Here is a 22,830-nt window from a genome sequence, read left to right on the forward strand (position 1 = left end):
GGCACCATGCGTCCAGTCGTTTTCGTCGGACCGAGCATCGACGCCGACACCGTGCGCGGCGCGATCGACGCGGAGGTCCTGCCTCCGGTTCGGCGCGGAGACATCGAGGAACTCTTCCGGCGGGCCGACCCGCCGAGCCAGGTCGGCATCGTCGACGGGGTGTTCCTGCAGGGACTCGCGGTCTCCCCGAAGGAGATCCTGACCGAGATCGAGCATCGCGACGTGGTGTTCTTCGGCTCGTCGAGCATGGGTGCGTTGCGGGCGGCGGAACTGGCCGGCTACGGGATGGTCGGTGTCGGCGAGATCTTCCGCCGGTACCACGAGGGTGAGCTCGACGCCGACGACGAGGTCGCCATCACCTTCGACGCCGAGTCGCTGCGCCCGATGTCCGAGCCGATGGTGAACATCCGCATCGCGGTGGAGGCCGCCGTCGGTCGGGGCGTGGTGACCGCCACGACCGCGGACACGGCGATAGCGGCGGCGAAGGATCTCTACTTCCCGGACCGGACCTACGCGAACCTCCTGCGCGTCCTCGACGGCCGGGTCGACGGGTCCGAACTGGCGGCGCTGCGTGCCTTCCTCCTCGACGATCCACCCAACGCCAAGAGGGACGACGCGCTCGCCCTGCTCGCCGCGATCCGCACGGCGACCGAGCGCGGCGACCGCCCGTATCCGGCCAGCTGAGAGGGCGGCCGATCAGGTGGGGAGGGTGAACCAGAAGCGGCTGCCGCCGTCGGGGTTGGTGGTGACTCCGATGTGGCCGCCGTGGCGGGTGATGACCTGTTTGCAGATGGCCAGTCCGAGGCCGGTGCCGGGGTAGCCTTCGCTGCCGCGGGCGCGGTGGAAGGTGTCGAAGACGGCCGCCTGGTCGGCGGGGTCGATGCCGATGCCCCGGTCGGAGACCTCGATGCGCCATCCGTCGCTGGTGGGTTCGGCGGTGACGGCGACGTACGGGGTGCGGCCGGGGCGGACGTATTTGAGGGCGTTGCCGATCAGGTTGTCGAGGACCTGGCGCAGGAGCACCGGGTCGGCGGTGACGGTGGGCAGGTCGACGAGGTCGATGTGCGGGGGTTCGGCGTGGGTGGCGAGGCGGTCGCTGAGGACGTCCGCGACGAGGTCCGCGACGGCGACGGTGGTGGGGTTGAGGTGGGCGTCGCGGGCGGTGGCGTAGCCGAGCAGGTCGTCGATGAGCCGGCGCATCCGGGACACCCCGGCGGTGATCCGGTCCAGGTACCGGCGGGTGTCCGGGTCGAGGCTGTCGCCGTGTTCGTCGACGATCACGGCGGCGTAGCCGGCGACCGTGGTGAGCGGGGACTTCAGGTCGTGTGCGGTGATGCTGGCGAAGGCTTCCAGTTCGGCTTCCCGCTCGCGCAGCCGCGCCTCGGTGAGCTGGCGGCGGGTGATGTCGGCGCGGAGCGCCGTGGTGGCCTTGTCGACCCGGGCCAGGGCCTGGTTGCGGGCGGTGGCCAGCACCGCGACGAGAGCGGCGAGGAGCAGCGTGAGGAGGGTCCCGATTCCGGTGGTGATCGTCGGGAGGTACTGCCCGAGCGGGGTGCGGATTCCCGTCGTGGGATACACGTCCAATTGCCAGTGCCGCTGTCCGAACTCGACGCTGACCTGCCGGTGCAGCCGTGCGTCGCGCAGGACGGTGCCGTCGACGACCCGGGCGACGGTCACCGGTCGGCCCGCGGTGGAGGTGTCGGACAGGGTGACCGCGGCGGCGTGCTGGGAGGCTTTCCGCAGGGTCTCGGTGATGAAGTCCCCACCGCGTAGACCCATCAGAATCCAGCCGCGGAACTCGCCGGCGTCGGGGGTGCCCTGCCCGCCGTAGACGGGAGCCGTCAGCACGAACGACATCTGCTGCTGGTCGGCCGGCAGGTCGCGGTCGTTGAGCAGGATGTAGGTGCGGCTCGCGGTCGCCCGTCCGGTGGCGCGGGCCAGGTTCAACGCCTCGGTCGGCTCGGCAGCCGCGGTGAGGTCGCGCCCGGTCTCGGGCGGTGTGCCGTCCAGGGCGTGGTTGAGGACCGCGAACAGATGCTCGGCGGTGCCGTCGTGCGGCGCCAACGTCAGGCCGGTGTTGCCGCGGGATCGCCACAGCGCCTGCACCGCCTCCACCTGGTCGCCGCGGGCGGGTACCACCAGCAGCACCCCGGTGGCGCCGGGTAGCCGCTCCCGGCTGGTACGGGAGGTCAGCGTGACGAAGTCGGCCGCGCTCAGCTCGCTCTGCGCCCCGACCGCCGCCGCCAGGTCGGAGATCGTGTCGGTGTAGCGGCGGGTCTCCGCGCTCGTGGCGTTGCCGACCGCCTGGGCCCGCTGGTCCATCACCGCCGCCAGATGAGCGTCCTGCTGCCCGTCGGCCACCACAGCCACCACACCGGAGACCGCCAGCCCCACCACCAGCACCAGCACCGTCAAGAGCACGCTGACCGGCCAGCGCCGGCCCGTCAGTGCCGTTGACAGTCCCTTCGCCGGCCGTCGTGACGCCACATCCACCGTGATCGGCACCGCGGGCCACCAGTGAAGCGTTCAGCAGCGTCCGGTCGGTTGGAACCGGCATCGGCCGGTACGGCATTCGGTGAGGGTGTCGATGACGCTGCGGCGGGTGCGTCTCAGGTCGGCGATCCTGGCGTCGATGCGGTCGACGACGGACTCGAGGCGCCACAGGTGGTCGGCCCCGGTGGTCTCCCCGCCGTCGTGGGCGCGCAGGGCGTCGATGATCTCGTCGAGGGTGAATCCGAGTTGCTGCAGTGCCCGGGCCATCCGGATGCGTTCGACCGCGGCGGGCGTGTACTCGCGGTATCCGGACGGGCGCCGCTCCGGGGGTGGAAGCACGCCGCGCCGCTCGTAGAACCGCACCGTGTCGACGGTGACGTCGGCCTCGGCTGCCACCTGACCGATTTTCATCGCCGCCCCACTCTTGACTCTGGACCTGAGTTCAGAGTTTACGGTTCCGGTGGGAACGCAAGCAACGCCCGACGACACCGAAGGAGCAACGCATGGACGACACGGCGAGCATCGACGCGCCGGCGATCGCGTGTGACATGACCGACGCGCCGGACACCGCCGAGGAGCGGATGGCCGAGTACGACCGGCTGTTCACCCAGGCTCTGGCCGGACGCGACCGGACCGGCGACACGGTGCGGTTGCGGTTCCGCGCCGACGAGGGCGTCGAGGCGTGGGTGCGCGACCTGGCCGCCCGGGAGAAGGCATGCTGCCCGTTCTACGACTTCGCGGTCAGCGCCACCGCCGACGGCGAGGTGTGGTGGGACGTCAGCCTGGTCGACGGTGTCGCCGCCGACGAGGCAACGGCACGCACCCTGCTCGACACCTACTACCACGCACCGGACTACGCCGCCGACGGCGTCGCCGGCATGACGAAGTGGCTGTCCGGCAACGGATTTGCGGTCACGACGAACGAGTCCGGGACCGTCATGCGGTTCGGTCGGAACCCTGCCGACGCCGCGGGGCCGGTCCGGAACGCGGTGCGTACACCGTAGGCGGCGAGGATCCGTCCGAAGTTCGCGTCGGGTTGCCCGGTCGGGTCAGCAGCCGTCGCCTCCGCACCCGCAGCTCGTTGCGCCGGCGGCCGCGGCACGGCGGGCACTGCGGCGGCGGTGCAGCCACCACATGGCCAGGGCGAGCACGACCAGCCCGGCGGACACCGCGAACAGGGTCTTCTCGACGATCGCGGCACCGGTGGTGGTGAGCACACCGGCGGCGATCAGCACCGGCAGGGCGCAGCAGGCCGCACAGGCGACGACGGCGAGGATGCCGCTGACCCTGCTCCGCGTCGGCGGCTTGTTGTCGACGCTCCGGGCCCGATGGTGGTGCGGGTCGCGGACGGTCGGGGGCTGGAGGGGAACGGTCATGCGGTTTCTCCGTCGGGTCGTTCGGCGCTGTCCACGGTGCTGTCGATGGTGCTGCCGATGGTCAGGAACGGGATCGGGCAGTCGGGGCAGGTGCAGTTGGTGAGGCTGGTGCAGCGGGCGTCGACGACCTCGGTCAGCGCGCCACGGATCGCGGCGAGGTCGGCGATCTTCGCGTCGATCTCGGCGATCTTGTCGATCGCGCGCTGGCGTAGATCCGGGGTCGGGTGCCGGCGGCGGCCGGTGTCGAGGAGTTCGGCGACCTCGTCGAGGGTGAACCCGAGCCGCTGCGCGGCCTTGATCACGTTCAGCAGGGCGACGGTGTCGGGCGGGTAGAGCCGGTGCCCGCCGTGGGAGCGGGTCGGTTCGGCGAGCAGGCCGCGGCGCTCGTAGTAACGCAGCGTCTGGATGTTGACGCCGGCCTGCTCGGCGACCTCACCGGTGCGCAGCGTCGTCATGGTTGCTGCCGGCGCTGTGCGCGAGCGAGGCCAGGACGTCGGCGTACCGGGCCGGGACCTCGACGTCGAGCGTGACCGCCTCGCCGCCGTCAGCGGGTCGACCCGTCGTGGTGAAGGTGAAGAACGAGCAGCACTCGGTCTCGCGGGCGGTCAGCTCCCGCACCGTGGCCTCAAGCCCGGCCGGGCCGGTCAGGTGCAGACGGGCGTGGGTGGCGCTGAGCGTGTCGACGTGACGCACGGCAGCGGCGAACAGGCTGTCGAACTCGGCCAGGCGCACCGGTTGCTCGACCGTGGGCAGGGCACACGCGTCCGGAACGGTGAACGACATCGCAGGCTCCTCAGGACTGAGACCCGGCGCCGATCTCGACACCGTCCAGAACACGGTAAGCCTGTACGTGGGTACCGGATGCAAGTCGGTGGCGGGCTGGGCCTGGCCATCGTGCGGGGCGGCAGCCTAGTCGGTGGCCGAACGAGAGCGTCGCGGGCGCAGGCTGCCGGCGAGGCACAGCAGTATGCCGAGCACGAGCCACGCTGCGAGGACGATGACCGAACGGGTGGCGCCGTGGCTGTCGAAGAAGGCGGTGGACCGCAGTAGCCGGCCACCGGCGCCGGGCGGTAGCAGCTGGCCGAGCATGCCGGACCTGCCGGGCAGCATCTCGGGCGCGGTCGCGGTGCCTGACAAGGGGTTGCCGATGAGCATCATGACGGCCGCACCCAGGCCGAGCCCGGCATAGCCGAGCAGGGACTCCAGCCCCAGAATGGTCACGGAGGTTGCAGCGACGGTCAGGGCGACCGCGCCGGTGTTCGCCCAGTACGAGCCCGACAGCGAGCCGAGCCAGAACTGCAGAATGGCCCCCAGTGCGAGGCCGCCGGTGACAGCGAAGGCGAGCGCTCCCACTACCCGACGGGTGGTGCCACGGACAAGTCTCGTCAGCAGAACGGCGGCGAGCAGACCACCCATGACCAAAGGCAGAGCCGCGGCGGCCAGCCCGGCGCCACGAGGGTCGTCAGCTGGCAGCGGAACGAGGTCGCGGACGGCGGACGGCGTGCTGGCGCCCTGGGACTGCGCCTGGTTGAGTGCCGTGACGATGCTGTTGAGGGTCTGGGCGACGGCCGTGCTGGCGGCGGAGGCGAGGATGACCCGTGGTGTACCGGAACTTACGTCGATTGCCCCGTACACGTCGCGGTTGCGAATGAGTTGTTCGGCGGCGGTGGTGTCGGCGACTTCGGTGATGTCGAAGGCGTCGGGTAGGCGTTCGTGGAGGGCGGCGCTGATCTGGCTGACCGCCGGTGCGGGCCCCGCGATGGCGATCGGCACGTCGTGCGCCGACGAGCGTACCGAGGGCCAGGCGAAGGCGGTCAGTAGAACGCTGACGGCCACCGTGAGCAGGGCGACGGCCTTGGCCACCGCCGACCAGGGCGACGGCGGTGCATCGGTTGCGGGCTTGGCCTGAACGGCCATGTCGGGTCCTCCAGATTGGGCCGAATTCATCGCAGGGTGAGCGCGGTCGCGGACTCGACGCGGGTCAGTTTTTCCGGATTTCGGACGTAATAGAGTCCGGTGATGCGGGTGTCCTCGACGCGGACGGCGAGGACGCCGTCGAGCTGACCGTCCAGGCGCAGCACGAGAGAAGGGTTGCCGTTGACCACGGTCGGCTCGGCGGTGAGGATGCTGTCCACCTTGCTGATGCCGCCGACGAACATGCGGGCCACCTTGTCGGCGCCGATGACCGGCCGCAGCGCGGCCTGTTTGATGCCGCCGCCGTCCGCCACCAGGACCACGTCCGGGGCGAGCACGTCGAGCAGGCCTTGCAGGTCTCCGGTTTCGATCGCGTGCCGCAGAGAGTGCAGCGCCTCTCGGGTCAGGCTCGCCGGGACCACCTGGCGCGGACGGCGGGCGTCGACGTGGCGGACCGCCGACGTGGTCTTGTCGAGGGCCGCAGCGATCTCGTCGTAGTTGACGTCGAAGCCCTCGTGCAGGACGAAGACCGCGCGTTCCGTCGGCGCCAACGTTTCCAGAACGAGCATCAGCGCCATCGACATGCTCTCCGCGAGCGCGACGTCGTCGGCCACGTCCGGCGTGGTGAGCAGCGGTTCCGGCAGCCAGGAGCCGACGTCGCTGACCTGCGCCAGGTCGACTTTGACCCAACGCAGCCAGGTCTCCTGGAGGACGTCTTCGGCGTCGGCCGCCGAACCGAGCATCTCGTAGGCGACGGTGAACAGCAGGTTCCGGTGGGCCACGAAGGTTCCGGTAGCGGGGTCGGCGGGCGGTATGTCCACTGCAGGACCTTCCATCTCGATGGTCAGGTCAGCGGGCGGCGGGCGCCTGGAGCCGCTGATGGCGGGTGTCGTCGCGGAACTTCCAGGTGAAGGAACCGGGCTGGTGCGCCTCGTGCGACAGGTGCTCGATCAGGCCCGGGAAACTGCTTCTCTTGATCTTCGCGCCGAGGAAGCCGCCGACAGCGAAACCCTTGGCGATATCGTTCCTCGAGGCGAGTTGGACGGTGGCGGCGCCGTGGCCCAGGCTGACGCACTGCCCGAAGAAGCCGATGGCGATGGTGGCCGGTTGCCTGCCCGCGATCCGGCTGAGCACGGTGTCGGCCGCATGGGCGCCGAGTGGATTGGCGGCCTGACAGCTCATTCGCAGCGGCAGGTTCGACGGCGCGGCCGAATCCCCAGCTGCGACGATGTGGTCGTCGTCGACGCTGGTGAGCGTCTCGTCTGTCAGCAGGCGTCCGGCCGCGTCGGTCGTGAACCCGCTGCGGGCGGCCAGATCGGGGACGCTGAACCCGGCCGTCCAGATGGTCACCGTGCTGGGCAACGCGCGACCGTCCGCCAGCAGGACGGCGTCGCGGCGCACCGCGGTGACCCTCGCACCTGGACCGTCGATGATGCTCACCCCGAGCCTGGCCAGCCGCTTGGCGAACTTGCGGCGGATCCGGGGGTGCAGGTACGGATGGAGCACGTTGCCGCACACGAGCGTCACGGTGCGGCCCTCGGCAGCCAGCTCAGCGGCCACCTCGATGCCCGTCGCGCCGGCTCCGACCACTGTCACCGTGGCCATCGGTGGTGTGGTGTCGAGCACCGACCGCAGCCGCTGCGCCTCTTCCAGGCTGGCCATGTTGTGGGCGTACTCGGCGGCCCCGGGAACACTCGGGTCGGCGCTGCCGCTGCCCACCGCGTAGATCAGGTAGTCGTAGCCCACCGTGGCGCCGTTCACCAACGCAACGGTGCGGCCGGCCGCGTCGATCCTGCTGGCGGTGTCGACCACGAGCGCGACGCGGTCGGCCAGGATGTCGCGGTAGCCGACAACCGCATCGCCGGTTCCGCCGACGAGCTGGTGCAGGCGGATGCGGTGCACGAAGTTCGGCCGTGGGTTGATCAGGGTCACGGCCACGTCGTCGCGCTGGGTGAGGCGGTTGGCCGCCATGACACCGGCGTACCCGCCGCCGACCACGACCACCCTGGTGTTCTCCGTCATGGTTTCTCCCTCATACCTCGGTGTTCGACCACAGGACACCGTCCGAGCGGCCGGTATAACAGCGGCGGACTCGGCGTCGGGTCACCACCGGGCGACGAGCGGCGCGTCCGGTTCGTGCTGCCGCCAGGCCTCGGTGAGGCGGGTGAGGCGGGTGGGGGCGGCGATGCCGCGCACGGTTGCGATCCTGCCGTGGGCGATGTCGAACGTCACGGCGCCGACGATCTGGTCGCCGACCACGAAAAGGATGGCGGGGGCGCGGTTGACCAGCGCGTAGTGGACGGCGGGCGTGCCGCCGGCAAGTCGCCGCTTTGCGGGCGTGGGTGTGAAGCCGGCCCGTGCAACGGCGGCGATGCGCTGCGCGGTGTCGTACTGCAGCAGTGTCTCGGTGAGGCCGACGCCGTCGGAGATCGCGATCGCATCGTCGGTCAGCAGCGCCACCAGCCGTTCGGTGCGGCCCGAAGAGGCGGCGGCGAGGAACTCCTCGACGATCCTGCGGGCGGATGCCGGGTCGACTTCGCCGCCGACGCGGCGCGCGGCGGTGACGCGGCGCCGGGCCCGGTGGAGGTGCTGCTGGCTGGCCGATTCAGTGATGTCGAGGATGTCGGCAATCTCGGTGTGGCTGTAGGAGAACGCCTCGCGCAGAACGTAGACGGCCCGCTCGACCGGTGACAGGCGCTCCATGAGCATCAGCACGGCCAGGGAGACCGATTCGCGCTGCTCGAACGTGTCGGCCGGGCCGAGCATCGGGTCGGCGTCGAGCAGCGGTTCCGGCAGCCAGGCGACGGTGCGTTCGCGGCGGGACTGTGCCGAGCGGAGCCGGTCGAGGCACAGGTTGGTGACGACCTTCGTCAGCCATGCGCCGGGCACCATGATCCGCTGCCGGTCGGCGGCCTGCCAGTGCACGAACGCATCCTGCACCGCGTCTTCGGCGTCGGCGGCGGAACCCAGCAGCCGGTACGCCAGCGAGGCCAGCCGGTTCCGGCTGGCCTCGAACCGGCTGGTGTCGAAGCGATCGGTGGCGGCGCTGTCCACGCTGACCGCCCTAGGCGCCGACGCGGCCGCCAGCTCGGCGCGATGTATCCGCCACGGCAGCCAGGCGGTGCCTGCGCTTGGGCAGGCCGAAGGTCGGGTGCGAGATGGTCCACAACGCGATCCTGTTGATGCCCTCCTTGACCAGCGCAGCCGTCCGCCCGCCCTGATACTTCGGCTTCGCTCGCCCCTCGTCGTCGACCGTCTGCAGCATCCCGTCCCGCCGCCCGAGGGTGATGTAGTTGTACGTGTAGACCAGCTTGGTGTTCGCAACCTCGCGGCCGGTCAGACGTCCCACGATCGCCTCCATGGCCTGCCGGCCGGTGAAGCCGGCCGAACCGCAGGACATCGGCAGCGGCCGGCCGTTGTCGCCGATGGCGTAGACGCTGTCGCCGATGGCGTAGACATTCGGGTGCGAGACCGACCGCATGGTGCGATCGACGACGATCTGACCGTTCTCGGTGACCTCCAGCCCACCGGCGGCGGCGATCGGGCTGACCGCGAACCCGGCCGTCCACACGGTGACGTCAGACGCCAGAGCGGTGCCGTCGGCGCACAGCACCCGCGTCGCATCGACAGCTTCGACGCTGGCGTGCTCCAGCACGGTAATGCCCAGCCGGTCGCAGGCCTGACGCAGGTGGCTGCGGGCCCCGGCGGAGAGCCGGGCACCCAACTCGCCGCGGGCGATCAGCGCCACCGACAGGCCGGGCCGGGATTCGGCGATCTCGGCGGCGCACTCGATGCCGGTCAGCCCGTCGCCGACGACCACCACACGCCCGCCGGCACCCCGCCCGCCCAGGCTGTCCAGGCGCTCACGCAGGCGCAACGCCGAGGGCCGGCCGGCGACATCGAAGGCGTGCTCGGCCACGCCGGGGACGCCGCGGTCGGCGACACGGCTGCCAAGCGCGTACACAAGCGTGTCGTAGCCGAGCTCGCCGCCACCGCCGGCGTCGGCCACGGCGACGACCCGGCGCTCGGGGTCGACGGCGGTGACCCGGGCCACGCGCAGCCGTATCCCGGTGCCCGCGAAAGCATCGGCGAGCTTCAGTGCCTTGATCTCCCGACCGGCCGCGAGCTGGTGCAGCCGCATCCGCTCGACGAACTGCGGCTCAGCATTGACCACGGTGATCTCCGTGTCCGCCGGCGACAGCTGACGGGCCAAGTTTCCGGCCGCGTATGCCCCGGCATAACCGGCGCCGAGAACGACGATGCGGTGCTTCATGTGTTGCTCCTGTCGAGTCGCTTGCTCTCGGTGGCTTGAGCGGGGCAGCAACCCGATTGCTGACAGGACCTACGTGTGGCCTGGGTCACAGGCGTCAACGCTCGCCGCCCGATCCGGCGGTACGCTTTCATCGTTAATCGGCGATGAACGATGAAGGGCTTCGATGGGCGACCTGTTGGACCGCGCGACGGCCGAGGAGTACGCGGCCTGTTTCCGCGCGCTCGCGGACCCGACCCGCGTGCAGATCGTGGCGTACCTGGCGCGGCAGGCCCGGCCGTTGCCGGTCGGTGAGATCGTGGCCGCCGTCGGGCTGGCCCAGTCCACGGTCTCGCAGCACCTGAAGATCCTGGCCGACGTGCGGTTCGTCCTCGCCGACCAGGTCGGCACGGCCCGGCACTACCGGATCAACCAGCGGTGCGTCAGCTACTTCCCGTCGGCCGCCGACGTGGTGATGGGCAAGCCGTCGACCTGGAGCGCGGGATGCTGATCCGGCCGATGGCCGCCACCGACGCGCCGGCGGTGCTGCGGATCTACCAGGACGGCCTGGACTCCGGCCACGCGAGCTTCGAGACGACCGCACCGGCCTGGCCGGCGTTCGACGCGGCCCGGCTCGCCCACCACCGCCACGTGGCCGTCGACGACGACGCGGTGGTCGGCTGGATCGCGGTGTCGCCCGTCTCGGCCCGGCCGGTGTATGCCGGCGTCGTCGAGCACTCCGTCTACGTCGATCCGGCGGCGCGGGGCCGCGGCCTCGCCCGCCGTCTGCTGGACGCGTTGATCGCCTCCACCGAGGCCGCCGGGATCTGGACGATCCAGTCCGGCGTCTTCCCCGAGAACGTCACCAGTCTCGCGCTGCACGAGAAGGCCGGGTTCCGCGTCGTCGGCACCCGCGAACGCGTCGGCCGCCACCACGGCCGCTGGCGCGACGTCGTCCTCATCGAGCGGCGCAGCACAACCATCTGAAGGAGCTGTTCATGAACGACCTCCCGGTCGTCGTCATCGGCGCCGGCCCGGTCGGGCTGGCCGCCGCCGCACACCTCACCGAACGCGGAATCCCTTACCTGGTCCTCGAATCCGGAGACGGCCCGGCGGCGACCGTGCGGCAGTGGGGACACGTGCGGCTGTTCTCGCCGTGGCGGTTCGACACCGACACGGCCGCCCGCCGCCTCCTCGCCGACTCCGGCTGGGTGGAACCGGACCCGGACGTGCTACCCACCGGCGACGACCTCGCCGACGACTACCTGCGGCCGCTGGCCGACCTGCCGGCGGTGAAGCCGAACCTCCGCTACGACGCGCGCGTGGTCGCGGTGACCCGGGTCGGCCTGGACCGGTTGCGTACCGCCGGCCGCGACACCACCCCGTTCCTGGTGCGCCTGTCCACCGGCGAGGACATCCACGCCCGGGCGGTCGTCGACGCGTCCGGCACCTGGTGGACCCGGAACGTCCTCGGCGCCGCGGGCATTCCCGCCCACGGCGAGGCCGCCGCGGCGTCCACTGTGGACGGTGCGCTGCCCGACGTGCTCGGTCGCGACCGGGACCGCTTCGCCGGCACGCGGACCGTGGTCGTGGGCGCCGGGCACTCGGCGGCGAACACGTTGCTGTCGCTGGCCGAGCTGCCCGGAACATCCGTGACGTGGGCGATCCGGTCCGGCAGCCCGGCCCGCACCTACGGCGGCGAGTCCGCCGACGCCCTGCCGGCCCGGGGCGCCCTCGGCGCCCGGCTGCGCGAACACGTCGAGAACGGGACCGTCACGCTCGTCACCGGCTTTTCCGTCCAGCGGATCACCGTCACCGGCGACGGCGTCGAACTGTCCGACGGCACCCGCACGATCGTCGCGGACCGGATCGTCGCCGCCACCGGGTACCGGCCCGACCACACCATCGCCTCCGAACTGCGCCTGGACCTCGACCCCGTCCTCGGCTCGACCCGGGCGCTGGCGCCGCTGATCGACCCGAACGAGCATTCCTGCGGCACCGTGCCGCCGCACGGCGTCGACGAGCTGACCCACCCGGAACCGGGCTACTACGCCATCGGGGTCAAGAGCTACGGCCGGGCGCCGACGTTCCTGCTCGCGACCGGATACGAACAGGCCCGTTCCGTCGTGGCGGCCCTCGCCGGTGACTGGGACGCCGCCCGCGACGTGCGGTTGGACCTGCCCGAGACCGGCGTCTGCAACAGCAACCCGGTCGTCGACGGCAGCGGCGGTTGCTGCGGCTGAGGGTCCGCCGCGGGTGGGGCATCGTCGCGGCGTTCGCGGTCACCCAGACCGTCGGCTACGGCGTCCTCTACTACGCCTTCGCCGTGCTGCTACAGCCCATGGCGACGGCGCTGGACGCCTCGGCTGCGACGGTCACCGGCGCCCTGACCGCGTCGGTCCTCGCGGGCGCCGCCCTGTCGGTGCCGGTCGGCCGGTGGCTGGACCGGCACGGCGGCCGGGCGTTGATGACGGTCGGGTCGCTGCTCGCCACCGCCCTCGTGGTGGCCTGGTCGCAGGTACGCACCGTCGCCCAGCTCTACGCGGTGCTCATCGGGATCGGGCTGACCACCGCGATGGTCCTCTACGAACCGGCCCTGACCGTCGTCGTCTCCTGGTTCGACCCGGCCCGCCGCAGCCGCGCCGTCCTCGCCGTCATCGTCGTCGCCGGATTCGCCAGCACCATCTTCCTGCCGCTGACCGCCGTGCTCGTCGACCGGTACGGCTGGCGCACGGCGCTGCTCGTTCTGGCCGGCATCCATGGCGCGCTGACGGTGCCGTTGCACGCGTTCGCGGTCCGTCCGCCACCGGCCCCGCCGGCGCGACACACCGACGGAACCCACGCCGGGATCGTGCGGGCGGCGGTGCGGGACGCGCGGTTCTGGTTCCTCGCCACCGCGTTCGTGGCCCACAGCGCCGCCATGGCCGCCATGACCGTCCACCTCGTCGGCTTTCTCGTCCACAGTGGACACCCGGCAACGTTCGCCGCCACCGTCGCCGGACTCCTCGGCGTCCTGTCGGTCACCGGCCGGCTCCTGCTCACCGCCGCCCACCGCCGCTGGCGGCTCACCACCGTCGTCACCGTCGTCTTCGGCGTGCAGGCGCTCGCCGCCTTCGCCCTGCCGCTGATCGCGGCCGGCCCGATCGGCGCGGCCGCCGGCGTCACCGCCTTCGGGATCGGATTCGGGGTCGCCAGCCTCACCCGACCCCAACTCCTCGCCGATCGCTACGGCACCCTCGCCTACGGCACCATCAACGGCATCCTCGCGACGCCCGTCACCGTCGCCAGAGCCGTCGCGCCGATGGCCGCCGCCGGCCTCCTCGGCGCCACCAGCTATCCCGCCGTCCTCGCCGCGATCGGCGGCACCTGCCTCGTCGCCGCCGTGGGAATCGCCGCCGTGGGAATCGCCGCGCACGCCGGCACACCGTCGCCCGTCACAGAGGACGGGTCATGACGACGGTGTGCGGACTGGCGGGCCAGTTAGCGGTCCAGATCGCGTATGACGTCGCGGAGGATGGCCGGGGTACGGTCCGGTGGGTCGGCCTCGATGAACAGCTTGGTCGCCGCGGCCGCGTACCGGTCGACGTCCTCACGCTTGTCCAGGTAGATCGCGCTGGTGAGCTGTTCGAGGTAGACGGTGTCGGGCAGGTCCTGCAGCGGGAACCGTAGGAGGGTGAACGCGCCGCCGGCGGCGGCGTGCCCGCCGCTGAGGAATGGGACCACCTGGAGCTGGATGTTCGGGTTGTCGCACTGCTCCAGCAGCGATACCAGCTGCGCGCGCAGTACCGCCTTACCGCCGATGGGCCGCCGCAGCACCGCCTCGTCCAGCACGGCCCACAGCCGCGGCGCGCCCGGCCGGGCGAGCAGCCGCGTGCGGGTCATCCGCAGCTCCACCCGGCGGTCCAGTTCGCTCACGTCGGCCTGGCCGTGCCCGAGCATGATGACCGCCCGGGCGTACGCCGCGGTCTGCAGCAGCCCCGGGATGAACTGGACCTCGTAGGTCCGGATGTAGGTCGCCGCCTCCTCCAGGCCCAGGTAGTTCTGGAACCAGGCGGGGAGCAGGTCGTTGTACGGCTGCCACCAACCGGGCGCGTTCGCCTCCCGGGTCACGGCGAGCAGCCGCTCGTGTTCCCGCTCGTCGTCGACGCCGTAGAGCAGCAGCAGGTCGGTGACGTCGCGTTCCTTGAAGCCCACCCGCCCGAGTTCCATCCGGCTGATCTTCGACTCGGATCCGCGGATGGCCCAGCCGGCCTGTTCCCTGGTGAGTCCTTTGGCCTCCCGCAGGTGGCGCAGGCGGGCCCCCAACTGCATCCGGCGCACGATGGGGCCACCACCGTTGTGTTGAGCCGTGCTCATCGTGCGCCTCCGACGCGGCCAGTCGATGCCAAGGGTGTCGACCTGCCTATGGCTTGCGTGCCACCGCCCCGTAGGCGCCGACCGCCCGCGCGGAGCCAACGTCGGCGGGGTTCGGCCGCCACAGCGGAATCGAGACCAGACCCGGTTCGACCGGCTCCAAACCCTCGAAGCAGCGGCCGATCTGGTCGGGGGTGCGGTTGATGTACGCGACCGCGCCGGTCTCCTCGTAATCCTCGAGGGCCTCGTCGCCGGCCTTGTCCTCGGTACCGTCCCACAGCACCAGGTAGCTGCCGGAGGGGACCGCGGCCATCACCCGGGCCACAATCGATCGCACCTCATCGAAGGTGCGGACGTGGCCAAGGACCCCCATGAACATCACCGCGATCGGCTTGGTGAAATTCAGGACGTTCTTGGCGTCCGCGATAATCTGTTCCGGATTGTGGAAGTCACCGTCGACGTAGGCGGTGACGCCCTCGGCTGTCGTGTTGGTGAGCAACGCGCGGGCGTGCACCAGCACCATCGGATCGTTGTCCACGTACACAATGCGGGAGTGCGGGGCCGCCCGCTGGGCAACCTCATGGGTGTTTTCCATGGTCGGCAGCCCTGTGCCGATATCGAGGAACTGGCTAACGCCCGCGTCGGTGGCCAGGTAACTTACGGCACGGATCAGGAACCGCCGGGATTCCTTGGCAATGGTGACGATGTCCGGGTACGTCGCGACAAAGGCGTCTCCCGCTTCGCGGTCCGCGGCAAAATTGTCCTTGCCGCCCATCCAGTAGTTCCAGATTCGTGCCGAATGCGGCACCGAAATGTCGAAATCGGGCTCCGGCGACGACGTATCGACCATGGGTGGCATTCCTTCCGCGGCAGCTGGCCCTCAGAACCGATCGATGTAGCCTAGCGTCCGCCTCAATCCTGCACGCAGCCACGACCGGACCGACCGTCGAACGGCAGCTACGCAGGCCGGTCGGCAGCCGGGCGCGACGATGATCATTGCGCGGCGGCGCTCGACGACTGGTTGCACGCACACCCCGAACGGACCCTACTCGAACTCCTCGTCACGACGAGCCGGGTGCACCACGGCCGGCTCGCCCCGGTGGTGGACGTCCTCGCCAGGCACCGGCCGAAGGTCCACCGCCTGGGTGCCGCTCAACCACCTGCTCGCCGGTGCGTTCGGGTGGCTCGGAGCTGAGCCACCCGAACGCAATCGCTGGTCAGTCCCAGCCGGTGTGCGTCCTCGACAATGACCATCACCAAGGCGCCTGGCCGCCGTCGGGATCGCGGAACTCTGCGGCCCGGCCGCGTGAACGCGCGGATGGTGGGCGACCGACGCCGCCCACCATCCGCCGACGTGCTCAGGCGGGGAGTGTCACCGGGCAGACCTGGATCGATCCGCCGTCCACCGAACCGCGCAGGTTGTTCAACGCCGTCACGGACGCGTAGTTGGAGCGGAACGCCAGGCCGGTGCCGATCGTCAGCTCCGACCCGCCCGGCGGGGTGACGAAGGCGCTGTAGGTGTGCGCCGGCACGTCCACCGAGAACCGGATCCGGTACTTCTGTCCCGCCGTCCACGGGATCGTGGTGGCCGGGTAGGTGCCCGCGCTACGGGCCTCGATCCGGTTGTTCGCGGTGTTGAACCGCACCGTGGTCGCGGTCGAGAACGAGTTGGCCTCGTTCACCGGCGGGTTGGCGCCGATGCCCACACCGGTGTCCGCCACCGCCTCCGGGGTGGCGTCGACCACCACGTCGAAGCGGGTAGAGGACGCGAACGTGCGGTTGTAGACCGCGCTCGTGGTGGACGTTCCGCAGGTGGGTGCCGGATCGCCGCTGCCCGAGCCCATCGCCCACGAGAAGCTGCCGGAGTTCTTGAACCACCACGTGTACTTGCGCGGCGGGTTCACCCGGTAGGAGTCCAGGTTGCTGGCCGGCGCGTTCGGCCGGGTCCACGAGGTGATCACGTGCGACCACGAGGTGTACAGGTCGTTGCCGCACTGCTTCAGGGAGTTCTGCTTCGCCGTGTCGCCGTTGACGCCCGCGAAGTACGCGCCCCAGGCCACCACACCGGCGACGTCGGGCGTGTGCTCCATGTTGGCCCACGGGTCGAACTCGTCGGTGACGCCCAGCCCGTCGCGGGTGGCGAGGTAGTGCGGCAGGTACACCGGCGCGCCGCCGTTGTGCTCGGCCAGCGGGTTGTCGCCGTTGCGGATCGTCGACCAGTAGCTGCCCACACCGCACTCGTGGCTGGCCAGCCCGATCAGCAGGTTACGCACCTCGGGGTGCTCACTGACCAGGTAGAGCCGGGACGCGGCGTCGGCGAGGAGCGCGGTCATCCACGGTGACGTGATGGTCTGCTCCTCGTTCGGCGGAACGCCCTCGTGCGCCACCAGGCTGTGCCAGATGCCGCCGTCGACCGGCCCGCCGTCGAGCGGGTGCAGCTGGGCCTGCCGGAAGTCGTTGAGGATGACCAGCATCCGGTCCTTGTAGACCGCCTTGCCGGTGACCTCGTACGCGACGACGTTGGCGAGCAGCTTCAGCCCGATGTGCCGCTCGGTGTAGAAGGACGGGTTGACCTGGGTGTTGACGTCGTCGTAGACCTTGGTCACGTCCTCGATCTGTGACAACGGCCGGGTGTCGCCGGTGAGCCAGTGCGTCATCGCCAGCGGCTCGTTGTAGGAGTACTTCTGGTCGTGCCACGGTGCCGACGCGTCGGGGTTCTTGGGTTTGAAGCTGCCCACGCAGCGTCCGCCGTTGCAGTCGGCCGGGGTCCACAGCTGGGTGCGGTAGAACTCGGCGTTGCGGACCGCCTCCCGCAGGAAGCGCAGGTACCCGGTGCGCAGGTAGCCGATGTACATCACCTCGGCGCGGTCGTAGAGCCACGGCTCGTCAGAGGTCAGGAACGGGTTGGTGTTGCCGCCCTCCACCACCGGGCCGGTGAGCGGGTCGTCCTCGTTGAGGATCGTGTAGAAGAAATTGACCTGTGCCTGGTCCGATTCCTGGTACCCGGGGTACGAGGCCGCGACCTGGTTCGCCGGGATCCGGTTGGGCCCGATCGAGTCCACCATCGGGTCCATCGGTGCCTTCAGGCCGCCGGCGGCCAGCCAGGTCTTGGGGAACACCGCGTACACGTCGGGCTCGAACACGTTGTTCGCCGAGCCGAACGTCGGGCCGCCGGTGGCCGTCGTGCCGTCGGTCACCCGGTGCCAGGCGGTGCGCGCGTCGACGAGCGTCGTCACGTTCGAGCCGCGCTGCTGCCCGCCCCAGGAGACCGTCACCGTCTCGAAGTTCGGGTAGGAGACGCCGAAGCTGAGGTTGATCTGCACCCGCGCGACGCGCACCGAGGTGCCGTCGAGCGCGGCGTTGGTGGTGTGCCGCCAGGGGGTCATCTGGTCGACGTAGGCGGGGATCTCGGTGCTCCCCCGGAGCACGCGGACGGTGTTGAGGGCCGACGGGGCCAGCGAACCGCGCGGCAGCGGTACGCCGAACGTCACCAGCTTCGGCTGACCGGTCGGCACGCCCTGGGTGGGATGCAGTTTGACCTGCACACTGCCGCTGGTCTGGGCGGGCGGGAAGAACGGGGCGGCCGCCGCGGCCGCCGGAGTGGGTATACCGGTCACGGTGACCAGCACGGCGATGGTCGTCCCTGCGGACAACCACCACCGGGGTCGGGTTCGGGCCATCAAATGCCTCCAGCTTCGGGTTATCGGATGCCCGGCGAGTGGCGCCCGGGTACGGCATGCCAGTAACCCGGGCCGCACCGGCCCAAGCGCACACCGGACAGACACCGGAACGGCGGCGTGTCCGCGCACCTGGCGGGGCCTGGCCCGGGTGGTGTCGGCCGGACACGACCGGACACTGCAACGGGGCTGCAACGGCGCGGCCGACACTGGAGCGCACGGTGCGACGGGACGGCGGCGAGGAGCAGTCCGTGAATGGCGGGAGCGACGGACCGGTCGCCGATTTCTGCCGTTCGCTACGCCGCCTGCAGCAGAGCTCCGGGGTGGACCGGTCGACGCTGGCCCGGCGGCTGGGTTACAGCCGCTCGCAGCTCTACGCCATCCTGGACGGCCGGATCACCCGACCACCCGAGTGGAAGCGGCTGGTCGAGCCGCTGGTACGGGCCTGCGTCGGCAACGACGAGGTGATCGTCGCGCAGTGGCGCCGCCGGCACGGCATCGTCCGGGAGGTCTACACGCAGCTGCGCCTGCAGGATCCGCCCGCTCCGCACGACGGCGGTCCTGCCGCCGGCGACGACCGCGGCGCTGCCGGCGGAAACGATCACCGCCCCGCGGGGCCTCGGCCGTGCCCGTACCGCGGCATCGCCGCCTTCCAGGAACCGCACGCGGACGCCTTCTTCGGCCGCGAGGACCTGACCGCGCTCCTGGTCGACCAGGTACGGCGCACGCCGCTGGTTCCGGTGGTGGGCCCGTCCGGAATCGGCAAGTCCTCGCTGGTCTTCGCCGGGGCGCTGCCGGTGCTGCGGCGCGCCGGGTGGCTCGTCGCGCACATGCGCCCGGCCGGCGGCCCCTCCCCGCTGCGTGCGCTGGCGGCCGGACTGCTGCCGATGCTGGATCCGGCCGAGCGGAACCGCCTCGCCGACGACCTGGTGCATGCCGGACTCGTCTCGGTGGCCGATCGCGTCATCGCGCGGCAGGCCGGCAACGGCCTGGTCCTGGTGGTCGACCAGTTCGAGGAGCTGTACACGCGGGAGCCGGCGAGCGTCCAGCAGTTCGTCGAGGTGATCGCCGGGCCGGCGACCGCCGCGCGCGACGGGCAGGCGTCCCCGGTCACGGTGGTGATCGCGGTGCGGGCGGACTTCGTCGGCCGGATGCTGGAGCACGCCGAGCTCGCCGGGCCGCTGCAGGCGGGCACGCTCATGGTCGGGCGGATGAGCCGGGACCAGCTCCGGCGCGTCATCGAGGGCCCGGTGCCCGAGCCGGTCCGGTACGAGCCCGGCCTGGTCGACCGGATCCTCGCCGACGTGGCCGGTGAGCCGGGCCACCTCGCGCTGCTGGAGTTCACACTGACGATGCTGTGGGACCGGCAGCACGACGACGTGCTCACCCACGCCGCGTACGAGGAACTGCACGGCGTGCGCGGCGCGCTCGCCCGCTACGCCGAGGACGTCTACGCGGCCGAGCCGCAGGCCACCCGGCCCGCGATGGCGCGCCTGTTCGGGCAGTTGGTGCGGCCGGGCGAGGGAACCCAGCCGACCCGCCGGATGGCCCGTCGCGAGGAGCTGGACGCGTCGCTGTGGCCGTTGGCGCAGCGGTTGGCGGCGGCGCGGCTGGTGGTCACCGCCCGGGACGGCACCGGTACCGAGACCGTCGAACTGGCCCACGAGGCCCTGATCTCGGCCTGGCCGCGGCTGACCCGGTGGGTCGAGGCGGACACCGCCTTCCGGGTCTGGCAGGAACGCCTGCGGTCCACCCTCGCACAGTATGTGGACAACGGCCGCGACCACGGCGGTCTGCTGCGCGGTGTGCCGCTGGCGGAGGCGCAGCGGTGGCGGGCCGAACGCCCGGCCGACCTCAGTGCGGCCGAGCGTGACTTCATCCGCTCCAGCCTCGCCGTCCAGGGCCGTGCCGTGCGGCGGCTCCGGGCGTCCGTCGCCGGCCTGGTCGTGCTGCTCACCGTGGTCGGTGCGTTGGGGATCGGCGTCGACCACCAGCGCCGGTCGGCCGAGCGGCAGGAACGTCTCGCCACGTCACGGGCGCTGGCGGCCCGGTCCGACGCCATGATCGACGCTCGGCCGGTCGAGTCGATCCTGCTTAGCCTCGAAGCGTTCGCCGAGGCCGACACGGCCGAGGCGCGGCGCAGTCTGCTGCGCCACGTCCTGCGGCACAGCGCCACGAAGGGCCTGCTGACCGGCCACGAGGGACGCGTCTCCGCCGTGGCGCTCAGCCCGGACGGGCGTACCGCGGCCAGTTCCAGCGTCGACCGCACCGTCCGGCTCTGGGACGTCACGACCGGCCGCGACCTGGGTACCCTCGCCGGCCACACCGGCACCGTGCGCGGCGTCGCGTTCCTACCGGACGGGTCGATCGTCGCCAGCGCCGGCGATGACCGCACCGTCCGGCTCTGGGACGTCACGAGCCGACGCGAACTTGCCGCCCTGTCCGGCCACACCGGTGCGGTCCGCGGCGTCGCGGTCAGCCCGGACGGGCGGCTCCTCGCCAGCGCCGGCGACGACGGCACCGTCCGGCTCTGGGACGTCTCGAGCCGACGCGAACTCGCCGCCCTGCGCGGCCACACCGGTGCGGCGCGTGCCGTCGCCTTCAGCCCGGACGGCCGGCTGGTGGCCAGCGGCGGCTCCGATGCCACCGTCCGGCTGTGGGACGTGGCCGGCCGCCGCGCACTGGCCACGCTCTCCGGTCACCACGCCCTGGTGACCGGGGTGGCGTTCAGCCCGGACGGGCGCGGCCTGGTCAGCTCCAGCGGTGACCGCACCGCACGGCTGTGGGACGTCGCGACCGCCCTCCCGACCCTCACCCTGACCGGACACACCGACCTGCTGACCGGCGCCGGGTTCAGCCCCGACGGCAGCACGGTGCTGACCGCGTCGGCCGATCAGACGGCCCGGCTCTGGGACGCGCGCTCCGGCCGGGCACTGACCACCCTGGCCGGGCACACCGGCTGGGTCACCGGTGCGGTGTTCGGCCCGGACGGACAGACGGTGGCGACCTCCAGCGACGACCGGACGGTGCGGCTGTGGCGGATCGGATCCGATCCGTACGGCACCCTGGCCGGACATACCGCCGGCGTCACCGGGATCGCGTTCAGCCCCGACGGCCGCACGATCGCCACCGCCGCCGACGACGGCACGCTGCGGCTGTGGGACGTGGCCGGCCGCCGTCAGATCGCCACGTTCGCCGGGCACACCGACGGGATCACCGACGTGACGTTCAGCCCCGACGGGCGGACCATGGCCACCGTGGCGCTCGACCGCACCCTGCGGCTGTGGGACGTGGCCACCCGCCGCGAGATCGCCGCTCGCACCGGGCACACCGACACGATTTCGGCGGTGGCGTTCAGCCCGGACGGCCACCTGATCGCCACGGCCGGCGCCGACCGCTCCGTACGGCTGTGGAACGCCGCAGACGGGCACGAGATCGCGACCCTCTCAGGCCACACCGGTGCGATCGCCGCGCTGGCGTTCAGCCCGGACGGACGTCACCTCGCCACCGCCGGCGCCGACCGCACGGCACGGCTGTGGGACGTGGCCGGTCACCGGCAACTGGCTGTGCTGGTCGGGCACACCGACGCGGTCTCCGCCGTGGCTTTCGGCCGCGACGGCCGCACGCTGGTGACCGGCAGCGAAGACGCGACCGCGCGACTGTGGAACGTGGCAACCCGACGCAGCGTCGCCGTCCTCGGCGGGCACACGGGATGGATCTGGGCCACCGCACTGGATCGCACCGACCGCACCCTGGCCACCGCCGCCGACGACGGCACCGTCCGGCTGTGGGATCTGCCCGCCCGCCAGGAGGTGGCCGTGCTCCCGGGTCACAGCACGACCCACCCGCACGTCGCGTGGAGCCCGGACGGTCGCACCCTCGCCGCGGCCGGTCCTGTCGCCTCCGTCGGCGACAAATCAGCTGCTGCCAGTACCAGCGTGCTGCTGTGGGACCTGGACGTCGCGTCGTGGCGCGCCCGCCTGTGCGCGCTTGCCGGGCGCAACCTGCGGAGCGCGGAGTGGAAGGAGTTCCTGCCGCAACGGCCGTACCGCCGTACCTGTTCCTCGCCCGCGCCCACCGCGACGCCGCGATAACGGGCCGCGCCTCAGCTCACCCGATGGGTTCCAGATTCGCGATGCGCCGGCGAGCGGGCTTCACGTCCAGCGCGCCTATAATTCCCGCCGGGACGCTTCAAGCTCCACGCTGTGCCCGACGGACCATCCAAGCGATACGGACGACCGAGCCGGGCAGACCGTGCCCGGTTGGCTAGGAAGGCCACCCACATGGCGCTGGGAAATTTGTTCGGCAGGCGAAAGGGAAAGAAGGCCACCGATTCCGGAGAACCTCACAGCACTCCGGCCGCGGCTCAGGTCGGCACGATCTCGCCGGAGACGACCGAGCTTGGACTGACCTTGCTCTTGGGCGACTCGCAGAGTGGACGGAGATGCTCGCCGGAGTACGTGACCGATCTGCGCAGACGGGTAGCGGGGCCGGCGATGTCAGAGCTGGACCAGCTCCTTGACCCGGCCTGGTTTCGCGAGCTGGTGAGGCTCAGTCCCGAAGAACAGGAGGGCCAGATCCGCGACCCTGCCTGGCGCCTCGGGTTTCCCAAGATCACCCTTAGCCTCGAAGGACCGACCATGAGTGTCCAACTCGTCGTCGTCAAGCTACCCGGATGGGAACTCCAGGCTATCGCCACCCAGGTTTACAACGTCTTTCACAAGCACTGGAACCTGCAGATCGACCGCGATCAGCCAGCGTAAGTGTT

21 protein-coding genes are annotated in these 22,830 nt (G+C 71.3%); 8 read left to right on the forward strand and 13 right to left on the reverse strand.

Annotated features, from left to right (window positions below; genetic code table 11):
* Positions 1-6: 6 nt before the first annotated feature.
* A complete protein-coding gene (locus tag Vau01_RS49810) occupies positions 7-684 on the forward strand; it encodes a TfuA-like protein (protein WP_204008139.1) in 678 nt (225 codons plus the stop codon).
* Positions 685-696: 12 nt separating this feature from the next.
* Here the strand turns inward: Vau01_RS49810 and Vau01_RS49815 are convergent, their stop codons facing one another.
* Positions 697-2,505, reverse strand: a complete 1,809-nt coding sequence (locus Vau01_RS49815; protein ID WP_204008140.1) for a sensor histidine kinase — start codon at positions 2,503-2,505, stop codon at positions 697-699.
* A gap of 21 nt (positions 2,506-2,526) precedes the next feature.
* On the reverse strand, positions 2,527-2,904 hold the full coding sequence (locus Vau01_RS49820; protein WP_204008142.1) for a MerR family transcriptional regulator: 378 nt from the start codon (positions 2,902-2,904) through the stop codon (positions 2,527-2,529).
* 92 nt (positions 2,905-2,996) lie between these two features.
* Between Vau01_RS49820 and Vau01_RS49825 the strand changes: the two genes are divergently transcribed.
* Entirely contained in the window at positions 2,997-3,497 is a 501-nt protein-coding gene (locus Vau01_RS49825) for a hypothetical protein (protein WP_204008144.1), read from the forward strand.
* Positions 3,498-3,542: 45 nt separating this feature from the next.
* Here the strand turns inward: Vau01_RS49825 and merT are convergent, their stop codons facing one another.
* The 8 genes from merT to Vau01_RS49865 all read right to left on the reverse strand — a co-directional run bounded on the left by merT (position 3,543) and on the right by Vau01_RS49865 (position 10,056).
* Positions 3,543-3,869 (reverse strand): mercuric ion transporter MerT, encoded by a 327-nt coding sequence (merT, locus tag Vau01_RS49830; RefSeq protein WP_204008146.1) that lies wholly within the window; start codon positions 3,867-3,869, stop codon positions 3,543-3,545.
* Positions 3,866-4,324, reverse strand: a complete 459-nt coding sequence (locus Vau01_RS49835) for a MerR family transcriptional regulator (protein WP_204008148.1) — start codon at positions 4,322-4,324, stop codon at positions 3,866-3,868. The genes merT and Vau01_RS49835 overlap by 4 nt, the downstream gene beginning before the upstream one ends.
* A complete protein-coding gene (locus Vau01_RS49840) occupies positions 4,302-4,652 on the reverse strand; it encodes a hypothetical protein (RefSeq protein WP_204008150.1) in 351 nt (116 codons plus the stop codon). Before Vau01_RS49840 ends, Vau01_RS49835 begins: the two co-directional genes overlap by 23 nt.
* 126 nt (positions 4,653-4,778) lie before the next feature.
* The gene (locus tag Vau01_RS49845) at positions 4,779-5,786 is read right to left on the reverse strand and encodes a hypothetical protein (protein WP_204008152.1); all 1,008 of its coding nucleotides are present in this window, start codon (positions 5,784-5,786) and stop codon (positions 4,779-4,781) included.
* Positions 5,787-5,812: 26 nt separating this feature from the next.
* Positions 5,813-6,604 (reverse strand): sigma factor, encoded by a 792-nt coding sequence (locus Vau01_RS49850; RefSeq protein ID WP_239152567.1) that lies wholly within the window; start codon positions 6,602-6,604, stop codon positions 5,813-5,815.
* 28 nt (positions 6,605-6,632) lie between these two features.
* Entirely contained in the window at positions 6,633-7,805 is a 1,173-nt protein-coding gene (locus Vau01_RS49855) for an NAD(P)/FAD-dependent oxidoreductase (protein ID WP_204008154.1), read from the reverse strand.
* Positions 7,806-7,886: 81 nt separating this feature from the next.
* A complete protein-coding gene (locus Vau01_RS49860) occupies positions 7,887-8,837 on the reverse strand; it encodes a sigma-70 family RNA polymerase sigma factor (RefSeq protein ID WP_204008155.1) in 951 nt (316 codons plus the stop codon).
* Between the two features lie 10 nt (positions 8,838-8,847).
* Positions 8,848-10,056, reverse strand: coding sequence for an NAD(P)/FAD-dependent oxidoreductase (locus Vau01_RS49865; RefSeq protein WP_204008156.1), 1,209 nt, complete (start codon positions 10,054-10,056; stop codon positions 8,848-8,850).
* A 163-nt stretch (positions 10,057-10,219) separates the two neighbouring features.
* On the opposite strand from Vau01_RS49865, the gene Vau01_RS49870 reads away from it, so the two are divergent.
* Genes Vau01_RS49870 through Vau01_RS49885 form a run of 4 tightly spaced genes read left to right on the forward strand, consistent with a single transcriptional unit; the run spans position 10,220 to position 13,486 of the window.
* Positions 10,220-10,543, forward strand: a complete 324-nt coding sequence (locus Vau01_RS49870) for an ArsR/SmtB family transcription factor (RefSeq protein WP_204008157.1) — start codon at positions 10,220-10,222, stop codon at positions 10,541-10,543.
* Positions 10,537-11,019 carry a GNAT family N-acetyltransferase gene (locus Vau01_RS49875; protein WP_239152569.1) on the forward strand — a complete coding sequence of 161 codons (483 nt, stop codon included), beginning with the start codon at positions 10,537-10,539 and terminating at the stop codon, positions 11,017-11,019. Before Vau01_RS49870 ends, Vau01_RS49875 begins: the two co-directional genes overlap by 7 nt.
* 11 nt (positions 11,020-11,030) lie before the next feature.
* On the forward strand, positions 11,031-12,275 hold the full coding sequence (locus tag Vau01_RS49880) for an FAD-dependent oxidoreductase (protein ID WP_204008158.1): 1,245 nt from the start codon (positions 11,031-11,033) through the stop codon (positions 12,273-12,275).
* A complete protein-coding gene (locus tag Vau01_RS49885) occupies positions 12,263-13,486 on the forward strand; it encodes an MFS transporter (RefSeq protein ID WP_239152571.1) in 1,224 nt (407 codons plus the stop codon). The genes Vau01_RS49880 and Vau01_RS49885 overlap by 13 nt, the downstream gene beginning before the upstream one ends.
* A gap of 26 nt (positions 13,487-13,512) precedes the next feature.
* Here the strand turns inward: Vau01_RS49885 and Vau01_RS49890 are convergent, their stop codons facing one another.
* The 3 genes from Vau01_RS49890 to Vau01_RS49900 form a co-directional block, all read right to left on the reverse strand.
* Positions 13,513-14,388 (reverse strand): Sco1979 family transcriptional regulator, encoded by an 876-nt coding sequence (locus Vau01_RS49890; protein WP_204008159.1) that lies wholly within the window; start codon positions 14,386-14,388, stop codon positions 13,513-13,515.
* Between the two features lie 46 nt (positions 14,389-14,434).
* Positions 14,435-15,235, reverse strand: coding sequence for an SAM-dependent methyltransferase (locus tag Vau01_RS49895; protein ID WP_204008161.1), 801 nt, complete (start codon positions 15,233-15,235; stop codon positions 14,435-14,437).
* Between the two features lie 508 nt (positions 15,236-15,743).
* Positions 15,744-18,014 (reverse strand): hypothetical protein, encoded by a 2,271-nt coding sequence (locus Vau01_RS49900; RefSeq protein ID WP_204008163.1) that lies wholly within the window; start codon positions 18,012-18,014, stop codon positions 15,744-15,746.
* 299 nt (positions 18,015-18,313) lie between these two features.
* On the opposite strand from Vau01_RS49900, the gene Vau01_RS49905 reads away from it, so the two are divergent.
* Both Vau01_RS49905 and Vau01_RS49910 read left to right on the forward strand, forming a co-directional pair.
* Entirely contained in the window at positions 18,314-22,156 is a 3,843-nt protein-coding gene (locus Vau01_RS49905) for an nSTAND1 domain-containing NTPase (protein WP_204008165.1), read from the forward strand.
* 189 nt (positions 22,157-22,345) lie between these two features.
* The gene (locus tag Vau01_RS49910) at positions 22,346-22,825 is read left to right on the forward strand and encodes a hypothetical protein (RefSeq protein ID WP_204008167.1); all 480 of its coding nucleotides are present in this window, start codon (positions 22,346-22,348) and stop codon (positions 22,823-22,825) included.
* Positions 22,826-22,830 lie beyond the last annotated feature (5 nt).

Source organism: Virgisporangium aurantiacum, assembly GCF_016863635.1.
Lineage (GTDB): Bacteria > Actinomycetota > Actinomycetes > Mycobacteriales > Micromonosporaceae > Virgisporangium > Virgisporangium aurantiacum.

Coding starts and splice junctions, on each gene's coding strand:
- Vau01_RS49810 (WP_204008139.1), top strand. CDS start 7: ATGCGTCCAGTCGTTTTCGTCGGACCGAGCATCGACGCCGACACCGTG.
- Vau01_RS49865 (WP_204008156.1), bottom strand. CDS start 10,056: ATGAAGCACCGCATCGTCGTTCTCGGCGCCGGTTATGCCGGGGCATAC.
- Vau01_RS49825 (WP_204008144.1), top strand. CDS start 2,997: ATGGACGACACGGCGAGCATCGACGCGCCGGCGATCGCGTGTGACATG.
- Vau01_RS49845 (WP_204008152.1), bottom strand. CDS start 5,786: ATGGCCGTTCAGGCCAAGCCCGCAACCGATGCACCGCCGTCGCCCTGG.
- Vau01_RS49880 (WP_204008158.1), top strand. CDS start 11,031: ATGAACGACCTCCCGGTCGTCGTCATCGGCGCCGGCCCGGTCGGGCTG.
- Vau01_RS49820 (WP_204008142.1), bottom strand. CDS start 2,904: ATGAAAATCGGTCAGGTGGCAGCCGAGGCCGACGTCACCGTCGACACG.
- Vau01_RS49835 (WP_204008148.1), bottom strand. CDS start 4,324: ATGACGACGCTGCGCACCGGTGAGGTCGCCGAGCAGGCCGGCGTCAAC.
- Vau01_RS49840 (WP_204008150.1), bottom strand. CDS start 4,652: ATGTCGTTCACCGTTCCGGACGCGTGTGCCCTGCCCACGGTCGAGCAA.
- Vau01_RS49910 (WP_204008167.1), top strand. CDS start 22,346: ATGGCGCTGGGAAATTTGTTCGGCAGGCGAAAGGGAAAGAAGGCCACC.
- Vau01_RS49855 (WP_204008154.1), bottom strand. CDS start 7,805: ATGACGGAGAACACCAGGGTGGTCGTGGTCGGCGGCGGGTACGCCGGT.
- Vau01_RS49895 (WP_204008161.1), bottom strand. CDS start 15,235: ATGGTCGATACGTCGTCGCCGGAGCCCGATTTCGACATTTCGGTGCCG.
- merT (WP_204008146.1), bottom strand. CDS start 3,869: ATGACCGTTCCCCTCCAGCCCCCGACCGTCCGCGACCCGCACCACCAT.
- Vau01_RS49890 (WP_204008159.1), bottom strand. CDS start 14,388: ATGAGCACGGCTCAACACAACGGTGGTGGCCCCATCGTGCGCCGGATG.
- Vau01_RS49875 (WP_239152569.1), top strand. CDS start 10,537: ATGCTGATCCGGCCGATGGCCGCCACCGACGCGCCGGCGGTGCTGCGG.
- Vau01_RS49870 (WP_204008157.1), top strand. CDS start 10,220: ATGGGCGACCTGTTGGACCGCGCGACGGCCGAGGAGTACGCGGCCTGT.